Below are 5,476 nucleotides of genomic sequence, written 5' to 3'. Positions count from 1 at the left end.
TTTGCTGATGAACCCTGCGGAATGTGGGCTAAAAAATTGGGCAGGCTAAGACGCTTAGTCGCGTACTTGTAGTAGTAAGCCGGCGCAATTTTTTTTATGTGTAAGACCCTCCCGCTTTATTTTGATAGCAATGATTGCGTAGCTATTGTCCTCAGATTGGGATAGAGTAGTCTGTGGGCAAGTTATCATTAATGGGTATTGCCGGAGAGTGCAATGAGCAGCAGTATTATAAGTATAACTGATGCTGAGTTTGAAACCGAAGTGTTGAAAGCCCAGAAGCCAGTATTAGTTTATTTTTGGGCTTCGTGGTGCGGACCTTGTCAATTGATGTCACCACTGGTAAATTCGGCAGCAACCACTTACGGCGATCGCCTCAAAGTGGTAAAAATGGAAGTCGATCCTAACCCAGTTACTGTCAAACAGTATCAGGTAGAAGGAGTACCAGCCCTCAGACTCATTCAAGGAAACCAAGTTTTGGAATCCACTGAAGGAGTCATCAACAAAGACAAGTTACTCAGCCTCTTAGAACCTCATCTAAATTAGTCATTAGTCATTCGTCATGAGTCCTTAGTCCTTAAAATAGCAAAGGACTGAGGACTCTTAGGTATCTCCTCCACGAGAGGTTGCACCAACGCCAATCGCAGCCAAGTTGGAAACCAACTTGGTACGGCGCTGGCTCATAAATGACAATAGACTTAGGACAAAGGACCAAAAATGCAGTTTGCCAAACGTTTACAACCCCTGCAATCAAATGTATTCGCTGATATGGACAAAGCCAAGGCTGTTGCTTTGACTGCGGGACTTGAGTTAATTGATTTGTCACTGGGATCTTCGGATTTATCAGCCGAGGCGCATGTGATTTCAGCGATCGCCCAATCTCTATACGACAGAAGTACCCACGGCTATTTGCTGTTTAACGGCACTCAAGCCTTTCGTCAAGCAGCAGCCAGCTGGTACGAGCAAAAATTTGGTATTCCCGTTAATCCTGAAACAGAGGTACTGCCCCTGATTGGTTCTCAAGAAGGAACAGCACATTTACCTCTAGCAGTCCTCAACCCAGGCGATTTCGCCCTATTACTTGATCCGGGTTACCCCTCTCATGCAGGGGGAGTCCACTTGGCGAATGGTCAAATTTACCCAATGCCAATAGAGGCTGGAAATGGGTTTTTACCTGTATTTGCTGATATTCCTACACCTGTATTGGCACAGTCGCGGATGATGGTCTTAAGCTATCCTCATAATCCTACCACGGCGATCGCACCTTTATCTTTCTTTAAGGAAGCTGTTGCTTTTTGTCAGCAACACAATATTGTCCTGGTGCATGATTTTCCTTACGTAGACTCGGTATTTGAAGAGACTGAGAACTTGGGCAAACCTCTTGCTCCTTCGATTTTACAAGCTGACCCAGACAAAAGCATCTCGATTGAGTTTTTCAGCCTCTCCAAGTCATATAATATGGGTGGCTTCCGTATTGGCTACGCCATCGGTCATCCAAAGTTGATTAGTGCCTTGCGTCAAATTAAAGCAGCAGTTGATTTTAATCAGTATCGAGGAATTTTGAACGGCGCTATTGCTGCCCTTACTGGTCCACAGACTGGGGTTAAAGCCGGTGTCGTAACCTTGCGCCAACGCCGAGATACCTTTGTCAGCGCTTTGCATCGTATTGGTTGGTATGTTCCGACTCCCAAGGCAACAATGTATATTTGGGCAAAGTTACCAGAACAGTGGAGTCAAGATTCTGTGGGTTTTTGTACCCAGCTTGTGCAGAAAACAGGGGTAGCCGCTTCACCTGGTGCAGGTTTTGGCAAATCTGGAGAAGGGTATGTCCGCTTTGCTTTGGTGCATGATACACCCATATTGGAAACTGCTGTCGAGAGAATAGCAGAGTTTTTGTCGTAAAAAATTTATATAACTGAAACCAAATTTTGGCAAAAAATCAGTACAGATGTAACAAACCATCATTAATTAGTGTGAACAGTGAATTATCTTGTTTGCAAGTTCAAGATATAGGAGAGCAAGGTCTTTTAAAAAGATTACAGCGCTTTTGTCCTCCAGAAATTATTGGGGACGATGCGGCTGTGGTTTCTATTGAACCAGGACAATCTCTAGTCGTCACAACTGATGTATTGGTTGATGGTGTCCATTTCAGTGAAATCACGACTTCTGGAGAAGACGCAGGTTGGCGGGCGGCGGCTGCTAATTTATCAGATTTAGCAGCAATGGGTGCAAGTCCTTTAGGAATAACTGTCGGACTGGGACTTCCTGGGGATGTTGCTGTGAGTTGGGTTGAGCAATTATATCAAGGAATGACACAATGCCTGCAAAAGTATAATACTCCAATTGTTGGTGGTGATATTGTGCGATCGCCCACAATCACAATCGCCATTTCCGCTTTCGGTCAAGTTAACCCATTACGTACTATTCGCCGCACAACAGCGAAAGTTGGAGATGCGATCGTTGTCACAGGTGTTCATGGAGCTTCGGCTGCTGGTTTACAATTGCTGTTGCATCCTGAATTCGGGGAAAATCTGAACCAGAGCGATCGCACAGCGTTAATTCACACACACCAAAGACCATTACCTCGATTAGATGTTTTACCTATTTTGTGGGAAATTCTAAACTCTGACAACACCCGACTCCCTGTCGCTGGTATGGACAGTAGCGACGGCTTAGCAGATGCTGTGGTGCAAATTTGCGGAGCGAGTGGTGTCGGTGCTGTCATTGAACGCACTCAAATTCCTTTACCAACACAATTTAATCATTGGCTGACACAAGAGCAAGCTTTGGAATATGCCTTATATGGTGGTGAAGACTTTGAGTTAGTGCTGTGCTTGCCAAAAGAGCAAGCATATGCTTTTGTGCAACCGCTTGGTGAAGGGGCGGCTATTGTGGGAAAAATAACAGATGGATCAACAGTAATTTTGCATGACAAAACAGAAGAACACCCCGATCAAGTTCTCAGTCTTGGTCGGGGGTTTCAACATTTTACTCACTAGTCACTAGTCATCAGTAAAAGACTTTCATGACTAATAACGACTTAAGACCATTTTTCGGCTACTAACTCTGCCAAGTCAAGAACTCGTTGACTGTAACCCCACTCGTTGTCATACCAAGCCATGACTTTCACCAAGTCGCCACCCATAACAAACGTTAAGTTAGCATCAACAATTGAAGAGGCATCAGTGCCTTGATAATCGGATGATACTAGAGGAAGTTCGCTGTAGTCCAAAATGCCTTTAAGTTCACCTTCAGAGGCACCTTTGAGGGCTTGGTTAACTTCTTCAGCAATGGTAGATTTTTCAACCTGGATGACAAAGTCCACCATTGAAACATTAGGGGTGGGTACGCGCAACGCCACACCATTCAGCTTACCTTTAAGTTCTGGGAGAACCAGCGCTACAGCTTTTGCCGCACCTGTGGAGGTTGGCACAATGTTAATAGCTGCAGCACGTGCTCGCCTAACATCACGGTGAGAGGCGTCTAGCAAGCGTTGGTCACCAGTGTAGCTGTGAGTGGTGGTCATCGTGCCTTTGATGATACCGAATTTCTCGTGCAACACCTTAGCGATCGGAGCTAAGCAGTTGGTGGTACAGCTGGCGTTACTGATGATGTTGTGCTTTTGATGGTCGTAGTCATGATGATTGACGCCAATCACAAAAGTCCCATCTTCGTTCTTTCCAGGGGCGGTGATTAGAACCTTCTTCGCTCCAGCATTGAGGTGCTTTGTTGCTCCTTCTCTGGCAGTAAAAACCCCTGTTGCTTCGATAATCAGGTCAATTTCCCAGTCTTTCCAGGGCAAGTTTTCTGGGTTGCGGTCGGAGACACACTTAATGGTCTTACCGTTAACGATGATAGAGTTATCATCGGCAGTGATGTCAACATCCTTTAACTTCCCTAACATCGAGTCATACTTGAGCAGGTGAGCATTGGTTTTAGGATCGGATGTGTCATTGATAGCGACTAGGTCGATATTACTATTTTTTCTACCTACCCAGCAACGTGCAAAGTTACGCCCGATGCGCCCAAAACCGTTGATTGCAACTCTAATCACAGCGTCTTGCCCTCTGTTTATTTATACTTAACAAAAGCTACTGATGACCCAGATCATACCGCAAAGGGGAGAGTATTTATAACTATAAAGTGTTAGATTCTCAAAAAAATAAATATTTTTTTCCTACCCGTTTGTATACAGGTTGTGTTTCTTAAAACAGTGAACAGTACACAGTGACCAGTGACGCCAGCGGGCTGGTGGGGGATTTAAACCCGCCCTCCGGGTTCGCCACTTGCTCTACTTGGGGAAACCCCAAGACCGCAGTGGCTCACCACCAACGCTTTCTGTGCTCTTGGTGGGGGACTTAAACCCAATGATGAAACTGATAACTGATAACTGATAACTGGTAACTGTTAAGAGGATGTCTGAGAAGTAAGAAAGCCCACATAACGGTATCCTGTCAGTAGAAAAAATACTTAAGTATGACAGCGTTATGAGAGCTATGAATCCATCTATCCTGCGTAATCTGACTTTAGAACAGTGGGAACTACTATCAGGACTAATTCCTAAGCCAAAAAGTGGTGGTCGAAAACGTAGTGTCGATATGCAGGCGATTGCCTACGGCAGAGCTTCGCTTAACGTTAACGCAATCCTATACATATTATGTGCGGGTTGCGCGTGGCGAATGCTCCCGAACGATTTCCCCAATTGGAAAACTGTGTATCATTATTTCCGACAGTGGCGTAAGGACCGGACGTGGCAACAAATTCATGAGCGATTACGCTTATGGCTGCGTGTAAGCCAAAATCGAGAACCATCTCCATCTGAGGCAATTATGGACAGTCAATCGGTTGAGACAGCAACAATGGTTTCCAAGGAAGTCGGCTATGACTCAGGTAAAAAAATTAAAGGACTGATGCGGCATATACTTATCGATACCTTAGGCTTACTTATCGTTGTCGTAATTACGGCCGCAAACGTAAGCGAGCAAGCAGGAGCAAAAAAGGTTCTATCAAAACTTCATCAAGTACGCGCTCGCATGGGTAGATTGATTCGGATTTGGGTTGATGGTGGCGATCGCGGTAAGGATTTTACGCACTGGGTAATGGATGTTTATCGCTGGCTCTGGAGCGTTCGTACCGTATGAAGAACAGAAGGGTTTTGTTGTCCTGGCAAAGCGTTGGCGCATTTGTAAGAACTTTTGGTTGGTTCAATTGGTGTCGCAGATTAAGTAAGGACTATGAGATTTTACCTGAAACGACAGAGGCTTTTATTTATGTCGCAATGATTCGTTTAATGTTAAAACAGCTTGCGTAGTTGAAATCACCTCCTCAAAACTTTTCAGACATCCTCTAATGTAGAACCTAACTGCTTCTGGGATGAAATTGCGAATTGATTAGCAATTCTGGCAAAGGTTACAGACAAGACTTGAGTGAACTACCACACACTGCCCTAACGGGTCAGTGTGGGCTTCTCAAATCCCCG

4 protein-coding genes and 1 pseudogene are annotated in these 5,476 nt (G+C 44.9%); 4 read left to right on the top strand and 1 reads right to left on the bottom strand.

Annotation, left to right across the window (positions count from 1 at the left end):
- The first annotated feature begins 213 nt into the window (after window positions 1–213).
- The 3 genes from DP117_RS33400 to thiL all read left to right on the top strand — a co-directional run bounded on the left by DP117_RS33400 (window position 214) and on the right by thiL (window position 2,996).
- Window positions 214–543, top strand: a complete 330-nt coding sequence (locus tag DP117_RS33400; protein ID WP_169222457.1) for a thioredoxin family protein — start codon at window positions 214–216, stop codon at window positions 541–543.
- A 171-nt stretch (window positions 544–714) separates the two neighbouring features.
- Window positions 715–1,899 carry an LL-diaminopimelate aminotransferase gene (locus tag DP117_RS33395; RefSeq protein ID WP_169222456.1) on the top strand — a complete coding sequence of 395 codons (1,185 nt, stop codon included), beginning with the start codon at window positions 715–717 and terminating at the stop codon, window positions 1,897–1,899.
- Between the two features lie 71 nt (window positions 1,900–1,970).
- Window positions 1,971–2,996 carry a thiamine-phosphate kinase gene (thiL, locus tag DP117_RS33390; protein WP_169222455.1) on the top strand — a complete coding sequence of 342 codons (1,026 nt, stop codon included), beginning with the start codon at window positions 1,971–1,973 and terminating at the stop codon, window positions 2,994–2,996.
- A 41-nt stretch (window positions 2,997–3,037) separates the two neighbouring features.
- Here the strand turns inward: thiL and DP117_RS33385 are convergent, their stop codons facing one another.
- The gene (locus DP117_RS33385) at window positions 3,038–4,051 is read right to left on the bottom strand and encodes a type I glyceraldehyde-3-phosphate dehydrogenase (protein ID WP_169222454.1); all 1,014 of its coding nucleotides are present in this window, start codon (window positions 4,049–4,051) and stop codon (window positions 3,038–3,040) included.
- A 442-nt stretch (window positions 4,052–4,493) separates the two neighbouring features.
- On the opposite strand from DP117_RS33385, the pseudogene DP117_RS33380 reads away from it, so the two are divergent.
- A pseudogene (locus DP117_RS33380) lies at window positions 4,494–5,308 on the top strand (transposase); the annotation flags it as partial.
- Window positions 5,309–5,476 lie beyond the last annotated feature (168 nt).

Origin of the sequence: Brasilonema sp. UFV-L1 (genome assembly GCF_012912105.1) — a bacterium.
Classification (GTDB): domain Bacteria; phylum Cyanobacteriota; class Cyanobacteriia; order Cyanobacteriales; family Nostocaceae; genus Brasilonema.
The sequence above is the reverse complement of the archived record's forward strand: the minus strand, read 5'-3'. Positions and strand labels throughout refer to the sequence as shown.